Genomic DNA, 20,019 nt, shown 5'->3' with positions numbered 1-20,019 from the left:
GCGGGCATGGCGTACGCGGTCCCCGCCCCCCACGCGTACCCGCATCCGCGACTCGGGCGCCCGCGCCCGTCCCGCACCCGCACCCCCCGGCTCGGGCCCGCACCCGCACCCCCGGGCGCCGGTCCCGCGCCCTCGCCCGGCCCCGGCCCCGCGCCCGGCCCCGCGCCCGGTCGCGGGGCCGCCCCCGCCGGCCCGCTCTCCGTCAGCGCCCGCCCGGCGGGGGCTGCCGGGGCCGTGCGGGGCCGGTCGGCGCGGGGCGGGAGTGGCCGGGCATGACCGAACAGCGGTCATGTACTAGAGTTATCTCGACATCGAGATATCTGCCGAAAGACGCACCGCAGCCGCGCCAGTAGCTAAGGGTTACCTAACTAAGTCTTACCTGGATCGGCACGGACCCCTCGCGGCAGGATGCGGTGAGAAAACGCGCACATTGATGAAGGAGACTGTCGTGTCGGCGAACAGCTTCGACGCCCGCAGCACGCTGCGCGTGGGCGACGAGTCGTACGAGATCTTCAGGCTGGACAAGGTCGAGGGCTCCGCGCGCCTCCCCTACAGCCTCAAGGTCCTCCTGGAGAACCTGCTCCGCACCGAGGACGGCGCGAACATCACCGCCGACCACATCCGGGCCCTCGGCGGCTGGGACTCCCAGGCGCAGCCCAGCCAGGAGATCCAGTTCACCCCCGCCCGCGTGATCATGCAGGACTTCACCGGTGTGCCGTGCGTCGTGGACCTCGCCACCATGCGTGAGGCCGTCAAGGAGCTGGGCGGCGACCCGGCGAAGATCAACCCGCTGGCCCCGGCCGAGCTGGTCATCGACCACTCCGTCATCGCCGACAAGTTCGGCACGGCGGAGGCCTTCGGCCAGAACGTCGAGCTGGAGTACGGCCGCAACAAGGAGCGCTACCAGTTCCTGCGCTGGGGCCAGACCGCCTTCGACGAGTTCAAGGTCGTCCCGCCCGGCACCGGCATCGTCCACCAGGTGAACATCGAGCACCTGGCCCGCACGATCATGGTCCGGAACGGCCAGGCGTACCCGGACACCCTCGTCGGCACCGACTCCCACACCACCATGGTCAACGGCCTCGGTGTGCTCGGCTGGGGCGTCGGCGGCATCGAGGCCGAGGCCGCGATGCTCGGCCAGCCGGTCTCCATGCTCATCCCGCGCGTCGTCGGCTTCAAGCTGACCGGCGAGCTCACCCCCGGCACCACCGCCACCGACCTGGTGCTGACCATCACCGAGATGCTGCGCAAGCACGGTGTCGTCGGCAAGTTCGTCGAGTTCTACGGTGAGGGCGTCGCCGCCACCTCGCTCGCGAACCGCGCCACCATCGGCAACATGTCGCCGGAGTTCGGCTCCACCGCCGCGATCTTCCCGATCGACGACGAGACCATCAAGTACCTCAAGCTCACCGGCCGCTCCGAGCAGCAGCTCGCGCTGGTCGAGGCGTACGCCAAGGAGCAGGGCCTCTGGCTCGACCCGGCCGCCGAGCCGGACTTCTCGGAGAAGCTGGAGCTGGACCTCTCCACGGTCGTCCCCTCCATCGCCGGCCCGAAGCGTCCGCAGGACCGCATCGTCCTGGCCGACGCCGCCGAGCAGTTCAAGCGTGACGTCCTCAACTACGTCGAGGCCGGTGTCACCGGCGGCGACGACCGCAAGCCGGGCGTCCCGCAGCAGGAGAAGCCGCACGGCGTGGCGTCCCCGGTGGACGAGGCGAGCTCCGAGTCCTTCCCGGCGTCCGACGCCCCGGCCTACGGCCACGACGACAACGGCGCCGGCGCCCCGCGGCACGACGAGGCCACCGGCGAGACCGTTCCGTCCAACCCGGTCACCGTGACCGCCCCGGACGGCTCGACGTACGAGATCGACCACGGCGCCGTCACCGTCGCCGCGATCACCTCCTGCACCAACACGTCCAACCCGTACGTCATGGTCGCCGCCGCGCTGGTGGCCAAGAAGGCGGTCGAGAAGGGCCTGACCCGCAAGCCGTGGGTCAAGACCACCCTCGCCCCCGGCTCCAAGGTCGTCACCGACTACTTCGACAAGGCGGGTCTGACCCCCTACCTCGACAAGGTCGGCTTCAACCTGGTCGGTTACGGCTGCACCACCTGCATCGGCAACTCCGGCCCGCTGCCGGAGGAGGTCTCCAAGGCCGTCAACGACAACGACCTCGCCGTGACGTCGGTCCTCTCCGGCAACCGGAACTTCGAGGGCCGGATCAACCCGGACGTCAAGATGAACTACCTGGCGTCCCCGCCGCTGGTCGTGGCCTACGCGCTCGCGGGCTCCATGAAGGTGGACATCACCAAGGACGCCCTGGGCACCGACCAGGACGGCAACCCGGTCTACCTCAAGGACATCTGGCCCTCCGAGGCCGAGGTCAACGACGTCGTCGCCAACGCCATCGGCGAGGACATGTTCTCCAAGTCCTACCAGGACGTCTTCGCGGGCGACGCCCAGTGGCAGGCGCTGCCGATCCCGACCGGCAACACCTTCGAGTGGGACCCGCAGTCCACCTACGTCCGCAAGCCCCCGTACTTCGAGGGCATGACGATGGAGACCACCCCGGTCGAGGACATCACCGGCGCCCGGGTGCTGGCGAAGCTCGGTGACTCGGTCACCACCGACCACATCTCCCCGGCCGGTGCCATCAAGGCCGACACCCCGGCCGGCAAGTACCTCACCGAGCACGGTGTCGAGCGCCGTGACTTCAACAGCTACGGCTCGCGCCGCGGCAACCACGAGGTCATGATCCGCGGTACGTTCGCCAACATCCGCCTGCGCAACCAGATCGCGCCGGGCACCGAGGGCGGCTACACCCGCGACTTCACCCAGGCCGCTGCTGCGGGCGATGCCCCCGTGTCGTTCATCTACGACGCCTCGCGCAACTACATCGAGCAGGGCATCCCGCTGGTCGTCCTGGCGGGCAAGGAGTACGGCTCCGGTTCGTCCCGCGACTGGGCCGCCAAGGGCACCGCGCTGCTCGGCGTCAAGGCCGTCATCGCCGAGTCCTACGAGCGCATCCACCGCTCGAACCTCATCGGCATGGGCGTCCTGCCCCTCCAGTTCCCCGAGGGCCAGTCCGCCGAGTCGCTCGGCCTGACCGGCGAGGAGACGTTCTCCTTCACCGGCGTGAGCGAGCTCAACGAGGGCCGCACCCCGCGCACGGTCAAGGTCACCACCGACACCGGCGTGGAGTTCGACGCGGTCGTCCGCATCGACACCCCCGGTGAGGCGGACTACTACCGCAACGGCGGCATCATGCAGTACGTGCTGCGCAGCCTGATCCGGAAGTAGCCGGGCCGGCGGCGGGTTCCGCTGCCATCGGGACGCAAGGCAGGGCCGCACTCCGTACCGGACGGGGTGCGGCCCTTCCGCGTGGGCGCGGATCGTCAGCCGAGCAGTTCGACCTCCGCGAGGGCCGCCGCCCCGCCGGCCGTCAACAGCCGGTAGTGCCGGTAGGTGCCCGGGTCCGCCACGGTGAACACCCGGGTCTGCCGGTCCCAGGCGAAGGACTCGCCCTCACGCTCGTCCAGCTCCGTCCACTCCGCGCCGTCGTCCGAGCCCTCCAGCACCCACGCGGTGGGGGCCGTCCCCTTCGCCGCCGAGGTCAGGGTGTACTGGACGGCCCGCGCGGGCGCCGCCAGCGGGAGGTCCACGGCCGTGACCGCCGCCTGGGTGACGGAGGTGTCGTCGAACAGCGCCCCCGGGCCGGCCAGCAGGTCCCGGCGCGGCGCCGGCACCCGGTCGTCCCGCGTGATCGAGACGGGCGCCGCGTGCTCGCCCGTGCCCCACGCCGAGGGCCTGGGGCCCATGTCGAACTCCAGGGTGCCGCCGCGCGCGATCAGCGCGTGGGGCAGGGCGGTGGAGTTCCAGGCCCGGCCGTTGACCCTCAGCCCCTGGACGTAGACGTTGTCCGCGCTGTTGTCCGGGGCCTCGACCACGAGCGTGCGGCCGTTGTCGAGACGTACGGTCGCCCTGGTGAACAGCGGTGACCCGACGGCGTACTCCCCGCTGCCCATCACCAGCGGATAGAAGCCCAGCGCCGAGAAGAGGTACCAGGCGGACTGCTCGCCGTTGTCCTCGTCCCCGTGGTAGCCCTGGCCGATCTCGCTGCCGGTGTAGAGGCGGGACAGCACCTCGCGCACCTTCTGCTGCGTCTTCCACGGCTGCGAGGCCGCGTTGTACATGTACGGAACGTGGTGGGCGACCTGGTTGGAGTGGCCGTACATGCCCATCCGTACGTCCCTGGCCTCGGTCATCTCATGGATGACGCTGCCGTAGGAGCCCACGAACTCGGGGCTCGCGGTCTCCGGGGTGGCGAAGTAGGTGTCGAGCTTGCGGCCCAGACCGGCGCGGCCGCCGTAGAGGTTGGCCAGGCCCCGGCTGTCCTGCGGGGCGGTGAAGGCGTACCCCCAGCCGTTGGTCTCGGTGTAGTCGTAGCCCCACACCCTCGGGTCGTACCGCTCGCTGGGCACCCGCCACTGGCCCCGCCGGTCACGGCCCTGGAAGAAGCCCGCCGCCGAGTCGAAGAGCGCCACATAGCCGCGGGCCCGGTTGCGGAAGTACGCGGCCTCCTCCTGGTAACGCGCCTTCCCGGTCCCGCGGTGGAGGGCGTCGGCCATCCTCGACAGCCCGTAGTCGTTGAGGTAACCCTCCAGGGACCAGGACAGCCCCTCATGGGTCTCGGTCGAGGCGTAGCCGAGGAACGGGGAGGTCTCCATGCCCTTGCGGCCCACGCCCTTGCCCGGCGGCACCACCGTCGCGTTCTTCAGGGCCGCCTCGTACGCCGCCTCCGCGTCGAAGTCCACGCCCTTGACGTACGCGTCGGCGAACGCCACGTCGGAGGAGGTACCGGTCATCAGGTCGGCGTAGCCGGGTGACGACCAGCGGGAGATCCAGCCACCGTCCTTGTACTGCTGGACGAAGCCGTCCACCAGCCTCCCCGCCCCGCGGGGCGTCAGGAACGCGTAGGCGGGCCAGGTCGTGCGGTAGGTGTCCCAGAAGCCGTTGTTGACGTACACCTCACCGTCGACGATCTCGGCCCCGGTACGGGTGGGCGTGTCCGGACCGGTCCGCGGCGAGAAGGGGCTGGCGTACCGGTTCTTCCCCCGCACCCGCTCGAAACCCGAGTTGGGGTACAGGTAGAGCCGGTACAGGCCGGAGTACAGCGTCACCAGCTGGTCGCGGGTGGCGCCCTCCACCCGGACGCGGCCGAGGATCCGGTCCCAGGCGTCCTGCGCCCGCTGCCGGACCCGCTCGAACCGGGTGCCCGCCGGGATCTCGGCGGCCAGGTTCGCCCTGGCCTGGTCCACGCCGATCAGCGAGGTCGCCATGCGCAGGGTCACCGTGCGGTCCGCGCCCGCGTCGAAGCGCAGGTGGCCCCGGACGCCCGCCGACGCGGAGCCGGTGACCGGCGCGTCGAAGACGCCGTACACGAACATCCGGGTGGCGCCGGTCGACAGGCCGCTCCTGACGTCCGAGAAACCGGTGAAGGAGCCGGTCGCCGGATCCAGGGTCAGGCCGCCCTCGTCGGTGATGTTGTCGAAGACCACCGAGGCGTCGGCGCCCGGAAAGGTGAACCGCATCATCGCCGCGTGGTCGGCGGGGGCGATCTCGGCCCGCAGCCCGTTCTCGAAGGTGACGCCGTAGTGGTGCGCCCTGGCCGTCTCCTTCTCGTGGCGGAAGGCCAGCGCGCGCTCGGCCCGCCCGGTGGGCGGCACGCCGGGTGCCGCCGACGGCATGAGCTGGAAGGTCTGGCGGTCACCCATCCAGGGGCTGGGCTCATGGCTGGCGCTGAAGGCCTGCACGGTGGGCAGGTTGTCCGCGTTGTTGGCGCGGGCGTACTCGTACAGCCAGCTCTTGGAGGCGGCGTTGGTCACCGGCGTCCAGAAGTTGAATCCGTGCGGTACGGCCGTCGCGGGGAAGGTGTTGCCGCGTGAGAACGACCCGCTGGAGTGGGTGCCGCGCACGGTGGAGACGTGGTCCGAGGGCCGGGCGGGCGACTGCTCCGGAGCCTTCCGCTCCAGCACGATGTCGTCGAGCCAGCCCTGGAACGCCGCCGGGCCCTTCGGCGAGTCGTACGCCACCAGGACCCGGTCCACGGTCCGGCCGGCCGCGACGGTGCCGATGGCGGCGGTGACCTGGTTCCACTGGTTGACGTAGAGCCGCTTGGCCGCGCCCTGGCCCCGCGGGGTCAGCGCCCCGCCGTGGCTGTCCGACGCGCCCAGCTCACTGAGATAGGTGCCGTCGGTGAAGGCCAGGTCCACGGCGACATGGGTGGCCGGGTAGCCGGGATCCGACTCCGGCATGGCCGGGAAGACCCGGTAGGACAGCTCGGTGTCGCGGAGCACGGCCGTGTCGACGTCGAAGACCTTGTTGTACGAGTAGGCCCGCCCGTCCGGGCGGTGCCTGCCGGCGTACCGCAGCGCCCGCTTGCCGGTGAACCCGGCGTTCGCCTTGGTGGTCGGGGACCCGCCGGGCCCCCGGTCGACGTGGGAGCGCATGGTGGCGGGGACGGGTACGGAGGTGTCGCCGACCGCGAACTGGACGTCCGCGAGCTGGGTGATGTCGGCGGCGCCGTTGTTGCGGGTGATCTCCAGCCGGTAGTGGGCATAGGGCGTCGTACCGGCGAAGCTGTACGACCTGGTCTCGAAGCGCTTGGTGAACGCCTGGTCCTCGCGGGTGTCCAGAACGTGCCACCGCGTACCGTCGGCGGAACCCTTGAGCGTCCAGTCCCTGGGGTCGCGCGGGGCGGCGTCATTGGCGGAGGTGAGCGCGTAGGTCACCACCTTGAGCGGTTCCACCAGCTCGAACTCGGCCCAGGCGGTGGGGGAGAAGGTGAGCCACTTGGTGGTGGGCTGGAGGTCGACCAGGTTCTCCTTGGTCTCCCCGGCGCCGGCGTTCTCACCGCTGGCGCGCACCACCGTCACCGTGTCGGTCACATTGCCGGGTATCCCGGTGGCGAAGCCGCCGTCCACGCCGGAGGCCCGCTCGCGCCCGTCGGGGCCGGTCTCGACGGTGTCACGCCAGTCCGGCTGGGCCTCGTCGGTCTCGAACGACGAGCTGAACCCGGCCGCGGGGGCCGCCGGCCGGGCCGGCAGCGCCGAGGCGACCGACGGCAGGGCCGCCACGAGCAGGCCGACGGCCGCCACCAGGGCGGCCGTACGGGGGCACCGGGCACGGGGCCCGGTGCGGGCGCCCGGCGTGGCCGCCGGGCGCCCGCCCGGTACCGAGCGCCGCATGGGCCGTGGTCCGGGTCCGGGTCCTGATTCTGCTCCTGGTCGTGCTCCTGGTCCGGGTCTGGGTCTGGGCCGCATCCGTGTCCTGCCTCCCGCCGAAGCGCCGTGGACAACGTTGTCAGTGCAACTGCGCAGGACCAGTAGGGAGGTGAGTGGCAAACGGTGTCAAGGCTGTTGGCGGTGCGGGAAGAACGGATTCAGTCATTCTGCCGATCGGGACGACGACAAAAGGCCGACCTGGCCACCCGGTATTTCCGTGAGGTCTCAACTCGGGAAAGACTGCTGCCCGAAGTTGCTTTCGATCTTGCCCAGTTGACGGGAAGTGGACTATACCTGTCGCGTCCGGCGCGGCCGTTTTCCTCACGGTGGCCCGGCACCGGAGGGACGGGGACGGCGGGGGAGCCACGGAGTATCACCCACCCGGCATACAGTTCCGTTCCACTGCGACCGTGCACGACCGATCCGAGCGGCAAATGACAGCGGTGGCGGGGCCCTTCGCCTCAGGCGAGCAGGACGGGTGACCGGTACACCGCCTGAGTCCTGGAGAAGGCGAGGACTTGAGCATGGGATCCACCTCCGCCCGCGACACCGAGGGCAGCACCGACGAGGCCCGCACCGACGAGACCCGGCAGCACGGGGCGGGTGCGCGTGCCGGCCTGGGCCGCCGGGCCCTGATGAAGCGCTCCGCGGCGCTCGGCGCGATCGCCCTCCCGGGCCTGGGCTTCCTGTCCGCCTGCGCGAGCGGCGGCGGCGGGAACAGCGGGACCAAGGCCGAGAAGGGCAAGAAGACCACCAAGAACCCGCTCGGCGTGAACGAGACCGCGCCGATGGAGATGGTCATCTTCGACGGTGGCTTCGGCACCCGGTACGCCGAGGACGCCAAGGCCGTCTACGAGAAGACCTACCCCAAGGCCACCGTCAAGTTCGCCAAGACCCAGAAGATCCAGTCCGTCCTCCAGCCCCGCTTCAACGGCGGCACCCCGCCGGACCTGATCGACAACTCCGGTGCCCAGCAGATGGACATGGGCGTCCTGGTCGGCAAGAAGCAGCTCACCGACCTCACCCCGCTGCTCGACGCGCCCTCCGTCGACGACCCGGCCAGGAAGGTGCGCGACACGCTGCGCCCCGGCATCGTCGAGATGGGCCAGTTCGACGGCGCCCCCGTCTGGATCATGTACTACGCCTACACGGTCTACGGGGTGTGGTACTCCCGGACCGCGCTGGCGAAACTCGACGCCACGTACCCCGAGACCTGGGACGAGATGCTCGCGCTGTGCGAGAAGGCGAAGAGGAAGGGCATCGCGGGCTGGACGTACCCGGGCAAGCACCCGTACTACATCCCCTTCTCGCTCTACCCCTTCATCGGCAAGATCGGTGGCGCCGAGGTGCTGGACGCGATCGACAACCTGGAGCCGAAGGCGTGGCAGCACCCGGCGGTGAAGGCCGCCTTCGAGGCGTACTACGAGCTCTACCGCAAGGGCTACATCCTGCCCGGCACGCCCGGCCTGGACCACCGCGGCTCCCAGGGCGCCTGGGCCCGGGGCAAGGCGCTGTTCATCCCCAACGGCTCCTGGGTGGAGAACGAGGAGGCGCGGTTCATCCCCGAGGACTTCGAACTGTCGGTGGGCGCCCCCTCCAGCCTCGACGCCTCCGACAAGCTGCCCTTCGGCACCCTCTGGGCCTCCGGTGGTGAGCCCTTCATCGTCCCGGCGAGGGCCGGCAACCCCGAGGGCGGCATGGAGCAGCTCCGCATCATGCTCAGCGAGGCGTCCTCGCGCAGCTTCACCACCAGCACCAAGTCGCTGACCGCCTTCGACGGAGGCACGGACGGCATCGAGCTGTCGGACGGCCTGAAGTCCGCGGTCGCCGCCCTGGAGAAGGCCGGCGGGAACGTGCTCAACCCGAGGATGCAGGACTGGTACGTGAAGCTCCAGAAGGAGCAGATCGGTGTCGCCGGCATCGGCGAGATGATGGCCGGCCGGGCGACACCCGCGGAGACCATCAGGAAGATCCAGCGATTCGCCGACGACACGGCGAAGGATTCGTCCATCAAGCACTTCAAGCACCAGAAGTGATGGCACGTCACCGGCGGCGGCGGCGCGGGAAGGGCGGAGTCGGTCACGATGCAGCACGGTAAATACCGGTTCATCGCGGGTTTCCTGGCGGTGCCGATGGCGTTGTACGCCGTTTTCGTCATCTGGCCCTTCGTCCAGTCCATCTACTACTCGTTCACGGACTGGACCGGTCTGAGTCCGGAATTCACGATGGTGGGATTCGACAACTACACGAAGATGCTCCAGGACGACGTCTTCTGGAAATCCCTCCAGCACAGTGTGCTGCTGGTGCTGCTGCTGCCCCTGGTGACGCTCGGCCTGGCCCTCTTCTTCGCCTTCATGATCAATGTGGGTGGACGGCGGCGCGGCGAGGGCGCCGCCGTCGCCGGGGTCCGGGGCTCGGGCTTCTACAAGATCGCCTATTTCTTCCCGCAGGTGCTGTCCATCGCCATCGTCGCGATCCTCTTCCAGTTCGCCTACGACCCGGCGCAGGGCCTGATCAACGGCACCCTGCGGTCGGTGGGCCTGGGAAGCGTCCAGCCCAACTGGCTCGGGGACCCCGACCTCGCCCTCTGGTGCATCATGGCGGTGCTCGTCTGGAGCACGGTCGGCTTCTTCGTGGTGCTGTTCTCGGCCGGTATGGCCTCCATCCCGAGGGACTTCTACGAAGCGGCGCTGCTGGACGGCGCGAGCCGGTTCACCACGTTCTTCCGCGTCACGCTGCCCCTGCTGTGGGACACGGTCCAGTCGGGCTGGGTCTACATGGGCATCCTGGCGCTGGGCGCCGAGTCCTTCGCCGTCGTCCACATCATGTCCGTGGGCCCCGGTGGACCGGACTACGCGACGACGGTACTGCCGCTGTACGTGTACCAGGCGGCGTTCCGCGACGGCCAGGCGGCCTACGCGACCACGATCGGTGTCGCCCTGCTCGTCGTCACCTTGGCCTTCGCGGCCGTGGTGATGCGGGTGGGCCGGCGCGAGCGGCTGGAGTTCTGATGAAGACCACCGACCTGCCCCCGGCCGGCAGCGAGGACCCGGCGGCCCCGCCCGGGCCGCGTCCCGCCGGTGCCCCCTCCGGCGCGGCCGGCCCCGGGCGCCGCGAGGAGGGCGAGGGGGCCGTCCTCAATGTGTTCTCGCACGGGATGCTGGTCCTGTGGGCCTTCATGGTCGTGCTGCCGCTGCTGTGGGCGGTGATGTCGTCGTTCAAGACCGACCGCGGCATCTTCGAGGAACCCTGGGGGCTGCCCGACGCGCTGCACGTCGAGAACTGGTCCCGGGCGTGGACCGAAGCGCATATGAGCGAGTACTTCATGAACACCGTGGTGGTGGTGGCAGGATCGCTCCTGGGCACCCTGCTGTTCGGCTCGATGGCGGCCTACGTCCTGGCCCGCTTCGACTTCCCCGGGAACCGGTTCGTCTACTTCCTGTTCGTCGGGGGGATGAGCTTTCCGGTGATGCTGGCCCTGGTGCCGCTGTTCTTCGTGATGGACAACACCGGCCTGCTCAACACCATCCACGGCCTGATCCTGGTCTACATCGCCTACTCGCTGCCCTTCACCGTCTTCTTCCTGACCTCGTTCTTCCGGACGCTGCCGTCCAGCATCGCCGAGGCCGCCGTCCTCGACGGCGCCTCGCACACCCGGACCTTCTTCCAGGTGATGCTGCCGCTGGCCAGGCCGGGCCTGATCAGCGTGGGCATCTTCAACTTCCTGGGTCAGTGGAACCAGTACATGCTGCCGACGGTGCTGAACACCGACCCGGACAAGCGGGTGCTGGCCCAGGGCCTGGTGGAGCTGTCCACCAGCCAGACGTACAAGGGGGACTACTCGGGCCTGTTCGCCGGCCTGGTCATCGCGATGCTGCCGGTGCTGGCCGCCTACATCGTCTTCCAGCGGCAGGTGGTCTCCGGGCTCACGGCGGGGGCGCTGAAGTAGGACACCGAGCGACGCGGGCGCGCGCGGGAGAGGGCCGCCCCCGGCCGGGAGAGAGATCCGGCCGGTGGGCGGTTTCCGTCTGCCCTGTCGGTATACATCCCTAATCTCCGCATATGTGGCGCTCATCGGAGGACCGCAACGCTCAAGGTCTTGACGGGGACCAACCCAAAAGGCTCCCCTTAGAGTTCACATGTTGGAGAGAACGGCAGGAGTGAGTGAGTCGATGGAGACTCCGGGGTCGCAGACATCTCTGCATCGGGCCAACCTCGAGCGGGTGGTACGTGCCGTGCGCATGGCCGGGTCGCTCACCCAGGCGGAGATCGCCAGGGCGACCGGCCTCTCCGCGGCCACGGTCTCCAACATCGTCCGGGAGCTGAAGGACGGCGGGACGGTCGAGGTCACCCCCACCTCCGCCGGTGGCCGCCGGGCGCGCAGCGTCTCGCTCAGCGGGGACGCCGGCATCGTCATCGGGGTCGACTTCGGCCACACCCACCTGCGGGTCGCCATCGGCAACCTGGCTCACCAGGTGCTCGCCGAGGAATCCGAGCCGCTGGATGTCGACGCCTCGTCGGCCGAGGGCTTCGGACGGGCGGAACACCTGGTCAAGCGGCTGATCGCGGCCATCGGAATCGGCCAGGACAAGGTGGTCGGCGTGGGTCTGGGCGTGCCCGGTCCCATCGACGTCTCCTCCGGCACGCTGGGCTCCACCTCGATCCTGCCTGGCTGGAGCGGCATCAACCCCAGTGAGGAGCTGGCCGGCCGCCTCGGCGTGCCGGTGTACGTCGACAACGACGCCAACCTCGGCGCGCTCGGGGAGCTGGTCTGGGGTGGCGGACGCGGGGTGAAGGACCTCGCGTACATCAAGGTGGCCAGCGGGGTGGGCGCCGGCCTGGTGATCGACGGGCAGATCTACCGGGGCCCGGGCGGCACCGCGGGCGAGATCGGCCACATCACCCTGGACGAGTCGGGCCCGGTCTGCCGCTGCGGCAACCGGGGCTGCCTGGAGACCTTCACCGCCGCCCGCTACGTCCTGCCGCTGCTCCAGCCCAGCCACGGCTCCGACCTCACCATGGAACGGGTGGTGCGGCTGGCCAGGGACGGCGACCCGGGCTGCCGCCGGGTGGTCGCCGACGTGGGCCGCCACATCGGCAGCGGGGTGGCCAACCTGTGCAACCTCCTCAACCCCAGCCGCGTCGTGCTCGGCGGCGACCTGGCGGAGGCCGGCGAGTTGGTGCTCGCGCCCATCCGCGAGTCGGTCTCCCGCTACGCCATCCCCAGCGCCGCCCGGCAGCTCTCGGTCGCTCCCGGGGCCTTGGGCCACCGTGCCGAGGTGCTGGGCGCGCTCGCTCTCGTACTGAGCGAAATGGGTGATTCCACCCTCCTGGGGAGCTCGCTGCCGTCGGCCACGCATGCGTTCACTTAGATAACGGATGGCACCGTTGTCATCTCGTTAAGGATTTACTCCTTGACGACGACGTGGGCGCCGAGTTGACTTCCAGCCACCTCGGCCGCAACGTCGCGGCCTCGTCAGGGAGGCAACCCATATGAACGCAATGACGCGTCGCGTCGTCATAGGCGCCGCCGCGGTGTCCATGGCCGCGACCCTCGCCGCCTGTGGCAAGGCCGGCGACGGTGACACCGCCGGTGGCGGCGGGGGCGACGGCAAGACCATCGGTCTGCTGCTGCCGGAGAACAAGACGACCCGCTACGAGACGTTCGACCGCCCCATCATCGAGGCGAAGATCAAGGCGCTGTGCGGGGACTGCGAGGTCCAGTACAACAACGCCGCACAGGACACCGAGACCCAGAAGAAGCAGTTCGACGCGCTGGTCACCCAGGGCGTCAAGGTGATCATCCTCGACGCGGTGGACTACAAGGCCACCAAGTCCTGGGTGCAGCAGGCCGACAAGCAGGGCGTGAAGGTCGTCGCGTACGACCGCCTCGCCGAGGGCCCGATCTCCGCGTACGTCAGCTACGACAACGAGAAGATCGGCCGCCTCCAGGGCGAGGCCCTGGTCAAGGCGCTGGGCGCCAAGGCCGAGGAGAGCGACGTCGTCATGATCAACGGCTCGCCGACCGACCCCAACGCCCCGCTGTTCAAGAAGGGCGCCCACGGCGTCCTGGACAAGCAGGTCAAGAAGGTCGTCTACGAGCAGGACATCCCGGACTGGTCGCCCGACGAGGCCAACAAGAAGATGGGCGCCGCCATCGACTCCCTGGGCAAGGACGGCTTCCAGGGCGTCTACTCGGCCAACGACGGCATGGCCGGCGGCATCATCACCGCCCTGAAGAAGCAGGGCATCAAGGTCCCGGTCGGCGGCCAGGACGCCGAGCTGGCCGGCCTGCAGCGCATCCTCAAGGGCGACCAGGCCTTCACGATCTACAAGCAGATCAAGCCGGAGGCCGAGACGACCGCCGAGATAGCGGTCCGCCTGCTCAAGGGCGAGAAGATCGACGCGCTGACCCCGGCCAAGGTCACCAGCCTGTCCGGCGAGTTCAAGGGCATCCCGGCGATGCTGTACGACGCGCAGATCGTGACCCGGGAGAACATCGCCGACACGATCGTCATGGACAAGGTCTACAAGGCCACCGAGATCTGCACGGCCGAGTACAAGGCGGCCTGCGCGGCGGCGGGCATCCAGTAACCCGCCGCAGGACGGGCCGCCCTTCCCGGCCGTCCCGTACCGGTCCGGCGCCCGCCCCGCCCGCGCCCCGCCCGCGCCCCGCACCCGCGCCCGCGGGCCGGGCGCCGGACTTCCCCGCACCCCCTGTGCTCACGCACCACCCATCCCCGCCGGACAGGCGGCGAAGGAGATGATTCACGTGTCCGCTACGCCCGTGCTGGCGTTGCGCGGAGTCTCCAAGCGGTTCGGCGCCGTCCAGGCGCTCACCGATGTAGACCTGGAGATCCACGCCGGTGAGGTGGTCGCCCTGGTCGGCGACAACGGCGCCGGCAAGTCGACGCTCGTCAAGACCATTTCGGGTGTCCACCCCATCGACGAAGGCACCATCGAGTGGGAGGGCCGAGCGGTCCGCGTCCAGCGGCCCAACGACGCCCAGGAGCTCGGCGTCGCCACCGTCTACCAGGACCTGGCGCTCTGCGACAACCTCGACGTCGTCGCCAACCTCTTCCTCGGCAGCGAACTGGGCAGGTCCTCCGTCCTGGACGAGATCGCCATGGAGAAGCGCGCCAAGGAGCTGCTGGACACCCTGTCCATCCGCATCCCCAGCGTCCGCATCCCGGTCGCCGCCCTCTCCGGCGGCCAGCGCCAGGTCGTGGCCATCGCCCGGGCCCTGATCGGCGACCCGAAGATCGTCATCCTGGACGAGCCGACCGCCGCCCTCGGCGTCGAGCAGACCGCCCAGGTCCTCGACCTGGTCGAGCGGCTGCGCGAGCGCGGCCACGGCGTCATCCTCATCAGCCACAACATGGCCGACGTGCGCGCCGTGGCGGACCGGGTCGCGGTGCTGCGCCTGGGCCGCAACAACGGTGTCTTCCGTGTGAAGGACACCACCCACGAAGAGATCATCGCCGCCATCACCGGCGCCACGGACAACGCCGTCACCCGCCGCCAGGCACGCACGGCCACGAAGGAGGACGCGAAGTGAGCGACCTCACCAAGACCCCCGCCCCCGGCGACCAGCGGGACGGCGCGCAGTCCGCGGCCCCCGTCCCGGCCGTCGACCCGCGCCTGCTGGTGCGCGAGGAGGGCCTCAAGGGCTACTGGACCGAGTTCACCCGCAAGGTGCGCGGCGGTGAGCTGGGCTCCCTGCCGGTCGTCCTCGGCCTGATCGTCATCGCGATCGTCTTCCAGGCCCAGAACGGCAACTTCCTCTCCGCCAGCTCCGTCGCCAACATCGCCGTCTACAGCTCCGGCCTCGGCATCATGGCCGTCGGCATCGTCTTCGTCCTGATCCTCGGCGAGATCGACCTGTCGGTCGGCTCGGTCGCCGGCGTCGGCGCGGCCGTATGGGCCGTGCTCAACGTCAGCAACGGCTGGGGCGACTGGACCTCCGTGCTGATCGCCGTCCTCAGCGGTCTGCTCATCGGCCTGCTGCACGGCTTCTTCTTCGCCAAGATCGGCGTCCCGGCGTTCGTCGTCACCCTCGCCGGCTTCCTCGGCTGGAGCGGCCTGCAGATCTGGATGATGGGCAAGGAAGGCTCCATCAACGCCCCTTCGGGCAGCATCGTGGAGAACCTGACCGCGTACTACTTCGAGGACAAGGCCGCCGCCTACGGCCTCGCCCTGGTCGCCGTCCTCGCCTACGCCGGGTCGCTGCTGCTGGACAGCAAGCGCCGCAGGGCCGCCGCCCTGCCCGCCCGCCCGGTCGGCGAGATCGTGCTGCGCACGGGTGTCGTCGCGGTCCTGTGCTTCGTCGTCGCCTACGTCCTCAACGAGCCCGCCGGTGCCCGCGGCCTGCCGCTGGCCCTGGTCCTCTTCCTCACCGTGCTGGTCGTGGCCGACTTCGTCGCCCGCCGCACCACCTTCGGCCGCAAGGTCTTCGCCGTCGGCGGCAACGCCGAGGCCGCCCGCCGCGCCGGCATCGACGTCGACCGGGTCCGGATCGTCGTCTTCGGCCTGTCCGGCATGCTCGCCGCCTTCGGCGGCCTGTTCGTGGCCAGCCTGTCCGGCGGCGCCACGAAGTCCCTGGGCAGCGGCAACACCCTGATGCTGGTCATCGCGGCGGCCGTCATCGGCGGTACCAGCCTCTTCGGCGGCCGCGGCAAGGTGTGGTCCGCGCTGCTCGGCATGATCGTGATCCAGTCGATCCAGCAGGGCCTGAACATGATCGGAATGGCCAACGAGATCCAGTACATGATCACCGGTGCGGTGCTGCTGGCCGCCGTCGTGATCGACTCGGTCTCCCGCCGTACGCAGAAGACCGCGGGCCGCGCCTAGCGAGGTCCCTGCCGGCCGGGCCGGGGGCGCGCGCTCCCCGGCCCGGCCCGGTCCGTACGGGAGTCGACGGGATCCGCGTCACACCGTCGGTGCCCGGCGCCGCTGAACCGGCGCCGGGCGCCCGTGCGTCTGAGCCAGTGACATGACGTGGAACCCACCGCCCGTATGACCACCGTCCCGGGCGGAACATTAGACTCGACCAAATCGGCAGCTCGACCAGCTCAATACGCAAGGAGGCACGGGTGGCTCTGCTGTCCCGTATCACGGGCCCGCGCGATCTCGACCGGCTCTCGCCGGAGCAGCTGGACCAGCTGGCCGCGGAGATCCGGTCCTTTCTCGTGGAGGCCGTCTCCAAGACGGGCGGCCACCTCGGCCCCAACCTCGGTGTGGTCGAGCTGACCATCGCCCTGCACCGGGTGTTCGAGTCCCCCAAGGACAAGATCCTCTGGGACACCGGCCACCAGAGCTACGTCCACAAGCTGCTCACCGGCCGCCAGGACTTCTCCCGGCTGAAGATGAAGGGCGGCCTGTCCGGCTACCCGGCGCGTGCCGAGTCCGAGCACGACGTCATCGAGAACAGCCACGCCTCGACCGTGCTCGGCTGGGCCGACGGCCTGGCCAAGGCCAACGAGGTGCTGGGCAGGGACGACCACGTCGTCGCGGTCATCGGTGACGGCGCGCTCACCGGCGGCATGGCCTGGGAGGCGCTGAACAACATCGCCGACGCCAAGGACCGCCCGCTCGTCATCGTCGTGAACGACAACGAGCGCTCCTACGCGCCCACCATCGGCGGCCTCGCCAACCACCTCGCCACCCTGCGCACCACCGACGGCTACGAGCGCTTCCTGACCCGTACCAAGGAGATCCTCGACCGCACCCCGGTCGTCGGAAGGCCGCTGTACGAGACGCTGCACGGCGCCAAGAAGGGGCTGAAGGACTTCATCGCCCCGCAGGGCATGTTCGAGGACCTCGGCCTGAAGTACGTCGGCCCGATCGACGGCCACGACATCGAGGCCGTCGAGTCCGCCCTCCAGCGCGCCAAGCGGTTCGGCGGCCCGGTCATCGTGCACTGCCTCACCGAGAAGGGCCGCGGCTACCAGCCCGCCCTCGCCGACGAGGCCGACCGCTTCCACGCCGTCGGCAAGATCCACCCGGACACCGGCCTGCCGATCGCCTCCTCCGGCGCCGACTGGACCGGCGTCTTCGCCGACGAGATGGTCGAGCTCGGCCACGAGCGCGAGGACATCGTCGCCATCACCGCCGCCATGCTCCAGCCGGTCGGCCTGGACCGGTTCGCCAAGGTCTTCCCCGACCGGGTGTACGACGTGGGCATCGCCGAGCAGCACGGCGCGGTCTCCGCGGCCGGCCTCGCCACCGGCGGCCTGCACCCGGTCTTCGCGGTGTACGCCACCTTCCTCAACCGCGCCTTCGACCAGGTCCTGATGGACGTCGCCCTGCACAAGTGCGGCGTGACCTTCGTACTGGACCGGGCGGGCATCACCGGCACCGACGGCGCCTCCCACAACGGCATGTGGGACATGTCGATCCTCCAGGTCGTGCCCGGTATCAGGATCGCCGCGCCGCGCGACGCCGACCAGGTACGCGCCCAGCTGCGCGAGGCCGTCGAGGTGGACGACGCGCCGACCGTCGTGCGCTACTCCAAGGGCGCGGTCGGCCCGGCCGTCGAGGCGGTGGGCCGGATCGGCGGCATGGACGTCCTGCGCGAGTCCGGCGCCGACCGGCCGGACGTGCTGCTCGTCTCGGTGGGGGCGCTCGCCCCGATGTGCCTGGAGATCGCCGACCTGCTGGACCAGCAGGGCATCTCCACCACCGTCGTGGACCCCCGCTGGGTCAAGCCGGTCGACGAGGCGATGGCGCCGCTCGCGGACCGCCACCGGGTGGTCGTCACGGTGGAGGACAACGGCCGCGTCGGGGGCGTCGGCTGCGCCGTCGCCCAGGCGCTGCGCGACGCCGGCGTCGACGTACCACTGCGCGACTTCGGCATCCCGCCGCGCTTCCTGGACCACGCCTCCCGCAAGGAGGTCATGGCCGAGATCGGGCTCACCGCCCCCGACATCGCCCGCCAGGTCACCGGCCTGGTCTCCAAGCTGGACGGCAGGTACGAGGAGGGCCGCTACCCGGAGGCGGCCCGGGCGGAACGCGTCCGCGACTGACCGGCCGCGGCCGCCACCCGGCCGCCGCACCGCCACGCTAACGGTTCACCCTACGTGTGCGGGACGGGCCGGAGGGTCACCCTGTAAGGGTGGTCCCTCCGGTCCGTTCGCGTGAAACCCACCCGTATCGGTCGCCGGCGGACCGCTTCGCGTCCCGATCATGGACCGGACCACAAGCGGAGGTGCAGCGGTGAGCACACAGACAGGCCCGGCAGGCGGCAACGGCGTCTTCCGGACGAAAACGGTCGAGCAGTCCATCCAGGACACCGAGGAGCCGGAGCACGCGCTCAAGAAGTCCCTCTCCGCGCTCGATCTGACCGTCTTCGGTGTCGGTGTGATCATCGGCACCGGCATCTTCGTCCTGACCGGCAAGGTGGCCAAGGAGACGGCCGGGCCCGCCACCGCGCTGGCCTTCGTCGCCGCCGGCGTGGTGTGCGCGCTGGCCGCCCTCTGCTACGCCGAGTTCGCCTCGACGGTGCCGGTGGCCGGGTCCGCGTACACCTTCTCGTACGCCTCCCTGGGTGAACTTCCGGCCTGGATCATCGGCTGGGACCTCGTCCTGGAGTTCGCGCTCGGCACGGCGGTGGTCGCCGTCGGATGGTCGGGCTACGTCAGATCGCTGATGGACAACGTCGGCTGGCACCTGCCGCAGGGGCTGTCCGGCACCAGCGAGACCGGGGGCTTCGGGTTCGACCTGCTGGCCTTCCTGCTGGTGCTCGCGCTGACCGCCATCCTGGTGCTCGGCATGAAGCTCTCGGCCCGGGTCACCGCCATCGTCGTGCTCATCAAGGTCACGGTCGTCCTGATCGTGATCGTGGCCGGCGCCTTCTTCATCAAGGGCGCCAACTACGACCCCTTCATCCCGCCCGCCGTGGCCCAGCCGGCCGGGACCAGCCTGGACTCGCCCCTGGTCCAGGTGCTCTTCGGCTACGCGCCGACGAACTTCGGCGTCATGGGCATCTTCACCGCGGCCTCCGTGGTCTTCTTCGCCTTCATCGGCTTCGACATCGTGGCGACGGCGGCCGAGGAGACCAGGCTCCCGCAGCGCGACATGCCGCGCGGCATCCTCGGCTCGCTGTTCATCTGCACCCTGCTGTACGTCGCGGTGTCCGTCGTCGTCACCGGTATGCAGCACTACAGCCAGCTCTCCGTGGACGCCCCGCTCGCCGATGCCTTCAAGGCCACCGGACACCCCTTCTACGCGGGCGTCATCAGCTTCGGCGCCGCCGTCGGCCTCACCACCGTGTGCATGATCCTGCTGCTGGGACAGACGCGGGTGTTCTTCGCCATGAGCCGGGACGGCCTGCTGCCCCGCTTCTTCTCCCGGGTGCACCCCCAGTTCAAGACCCCGTACCGGGCCACGGTCCTGCTCGGCGTGCTGATCGCGATCATCGCGGGCTTCACCAGCATCAGTGAACTGGCGACGCTGGTGAACATCGGCACCCTGTTCGCCTTCGTGGTCGTCGCGCTCGGCGTCATCATCCTGCGCCGCACCCGCCCCGACCTGCCGCGCGCCTTCCGCACCCCGCTGGTGCCGTGGCTGCCCATCGCCTCGGTGGCCGCGTCGCTGTGGCTGATGCTGAACCTGCCCGCGGAGACCTGGCTGCGGTTCGGCATCTGGATGGCCATCGGTGTCGTCGTGTACTTCGTCTACGGCCGCGCGCACAGCCGGCTGGGCCGCCGCAACGTACCGACCGGCACCGAGGCCCCCTGAGCG

General features: G+C 70.1%; 11 protein-coding genes. 10 read left to right on the top strand and 1 reads right to left on the bottom strand.

Annotated elements, in window-relative coordinates; translation table 11 throughout:
* The first annotated feature begins 448 nt into the window (after positions 1–448).
* Positions 449–3,295, top strand: coding sequence for an aconitate hydratase (locus tag AB0H53_RS10580; protein WP_362109675.1), 2,847 nt, complete (start codon positions 449–451; stop codon positions 3,293–3,295).
* A 95-nt stretch (positions 3,296–3,390) separates the two neighbouring features.
* Here the strand turns inward: AB0H53_RS10580 and AB0H53_RS10575 are convergent, their stop codons facing one another.
* Positions 3,391–7,155 (bottom strand): GH92 family glycosyl hydrolase, encoded by a 3,765-nt coding sequence (locus AB0H53_RS10575; RefSeq protein WP_362109841.1) that lies wholly within the window; start codon positions 7,153–7,155, stop codon positions 3,391–3,393.
* Positions 7,156–7,913: 758 nt separating this feature from the next.
* Between AB0H53_RS10575 and ngcE the strand changes: the two genes are divergently transcribed.
* The 9 genes from ngcE to AB0H53_RS10530 all read left to right on the top strand — a co-directional run bounded on the left by ngcE (position 7,914) and on the right by AB0H53_RS10530 (position 20,016).
* Positions 7,914–9,314, top strand: a complete 1,401-nt coding sequence (gene ngcE / locus AB0H53_RS10570) for an N-acetylglucosamine/diacetylchitobiose ABC transporter substrate-binding protein (RefSeq protein ID WP_362109839.1) — start codon at positions 7,914–7,916, stop codon at positions 9,312–9,314.
* A gap of 48 nt (positions 9,315–9,362) precedes the next feature.
* Entirely contained in the window at positions 9,363–10,289 is a 927-nt protein-coding gene (locus AB0H53_RS10565; RefSeq protein ID WP_362109673.1) for a sugar ABC transporter permease, read from the top strand.
* Positions 10,289–11,227, top strand: a complete 939-nt coding sequence (locus AB0H53_RS10560) for a carbohydrate ABC transporter permease (RefSeq protein ID WP_362109671.1) — start codon at positions 10,289–10,291, stop codon at positions 11,225–11,227. The genes AB0H53_RS10565 and AB0H53_RS10560 overlap by 1 nt, the downstream gene beginning before the upstream one ends.
* Positions 11,228–11,450: 223 nt before the next feature.
* Positions 11,451–12,650 carry an ROK family transcriptional regulator gene (locus AB0H53_RS10555; protein ID WP_362109669.1) on the top strand — a complete coding sequence of 400 codons (1,200 nt, stop codon included), beginning with the start codon at positions 11,451–11,453 and terminating at the stop codon, positions 12,648–12,650.
* A gap of 130 nt (positions 12,651–12,780) precedes the next feature.
* Complete coding sequence (locus tag AB0H53_RS10550; RefSeq protein ID WP_362109837.1) at positions 12,781–13,872, top strand: substrate-binding domain-containing protein; 1,092 nt, start codon at positions 12,781–12,783, stop codon at positions 13,870–13,872.
* Positions 13,873–14,041: 169 nt separating this feature from the next.
* Positions 14,042–14,836, top strand: coding sequence for an ATP-binding cassette domain-containing protein (locus tag AB0H53_RS10545; RefSeq protein ID WP_362109667.1), 795 nt, complete (start codon positions 14,042–14,044; stop codon positions 14,834–14,836).
* An 83-nt stretch (positions 14,837–14,919) separates the two neighbouring features.
* A complete protein-coding gene (locus AB0H53_RS10540; protein ID WP_362109835.1) occupies positions 14,920–16,128 on the top strand; it encodes a sugar ABC transporter permease in 1,209 nt (402 codons plus the stop codon).
* Between the two features lie 242 nt (positions 16,129–16,370).
* The gene (gene dxs / locus AB0H53_RS10535) at positions 16,371–18,302 is read left to right on the top strand and encodes a 1-deoxy-D-xylulose-5-phosphate synthase (RefSeq protein ID WP_362109666.1); all 1,932 of its coding nucleotides are present in this window, start codon (positions 16,371–16,373) and stop codon (positions 18,300–18,302) included.
* Between the two features lie 190 nt (positions 18,303–18,492).
* Positions 18,493–20,016 (top strand): amino acid permease, encoded by a 1,524-nt coding sequence (locus AB0H53_RS10530; RefSeq protein ID WP_362109664.1) that lies wholly within the window; start codon positions 18,493–18,495, stop codon positions 20,014–20,016.
* Positions 20,017–20,019: the final 3 nt, after the last annotated feature.

The organism is Streptomyces sp. NPDC050856 (genome assembly GCF_040653855.1).
In the GTDB taxonomy this organism is placed as follows: Bacteria; Actinomycetota; Actinomycetes; order Streptomycetales; family Streptomycetaceae; genus Streptomyces.
Note: the sequence above shows the minus strand (reverse complement) of the source record. Positions and strands in the feature narration are given on the sequence as shown.